The 1,180-nt window shown below is 37.7% G+C and carries 1 protein-coding gene; it reads right to left on the reverse strand.

From position 1 onward, the window contains the following. Positions 1 to 340 precede the first annotated feature (340 nt). On the reverse strand, positions 341 to 1,180 hold an 840-nt coding region (locus tag H5079_RS18105; protein ID WP_259398069.1), incomplete at its 5' end, for a flagellin.

The following is a 1,180-nucleotide window of genomic DNA, read 5'->3' on the forward strand; positions in this document are numbered from 1 at the left end:
AGCCATGATAAAACTCCTGATTACTTTCGTAATGTTGCTATTTTAATTTAACCAAAAGCTATCACAATTGTATGCTCAAGCTCTGTACTAATTAAGTTAACGGCAGGATAAGTAATTTCTTTAGGGTTAATTAGAAAAATACGTAATTAATTTTAAAAATCAGTCATTATTTTGTAATTTATTGAAGTAAAGTAATTTGTGTAAGTAACAGTGTTTATACTTATAGCCAGGCTGCCCATAAGCTTTATGTTTTCGGCTAAAACAAAAAAAGGAGCTGAGCAAAGCTCAACTCCTTTAGTAAATGTTTAGTTAATAAATATTTAACGGCTACTTTAAATTTTTAACCTAGTAAGCTAAGTGCTGCTTGTGGTAACTGGTTCGCTTGCGACAAAATTGACGTACCTGCTTGTTGTAATATTTGGTTCTTCGTCATGTTAGCAGTTTCTGTCGCAAAGTCGGTATCTTGAATACGGCTACGTGAAGCAGATACGTTTTCTTGAATATTAGCAAGGTTGCTGATTGTATGGCCAAAACGATTTTGTAATGCACCTAAATCAGCACGGCTTTCATTAATTTCACCTAAAGCATTGTCAATAATAGCTAGTGCGTTGCTAGAGCCTACCGCTGTACTTATATCTATATCGTCAACTTTTGTATCAGCTGTAGTCGCAGAGACAGCTACCGCAACACTTGGAGCAATTGCTGTAGTCCCATCAATTTCAAAAGCTGCTGCTGTTAAAGTTTCACCACTTAATATACTACCACTAAGAGTTACAGTACTACTCGAACCGAAAGCACCCGCTGCTGTTGCCTCAACACCTAAGCCATTTAATGATGCATTTAAAGCAGATGCCAAAGAATCATGATCCGTTACGTTACTTAAATCTACTTCAATTGATCTCGTGGCTCCATCTAAATCAGTGTGCTCAAATGATAAAGTAGCTCCCTCAGCAGCTAATTTAGCAATACCTCCATCATCAAACGTACCTGCCATTGTTGCTCGAGTAGTTGTGCCTAACTTGTCAGCACTAATATCACCAAGTGACATAGTAATAGTTTCTGCAGCGTTTGAACCAACCTGAAACCCTTTACTACCAAACGAGCCGTTCAATAAACTTTGACCACCAAACGATGTAGTTTCTGCAATGCGGGTTAATTCCGTTTGCAATGCACCCACTTC

The sequence above is a fragment of the Pseudoalteromonas sp. SG44-5 genome (assembly GCF_014164175.1).
In the GTDB taxonomy this organism is placed as follows: domain Bacteria; phylum Pseudomonadota; class Gammaproteobacteria; order Enterobacterales; family Alteromonadaceae; genus Pseudoalteromonas; species Pseudoalteromonas nigrifaciens.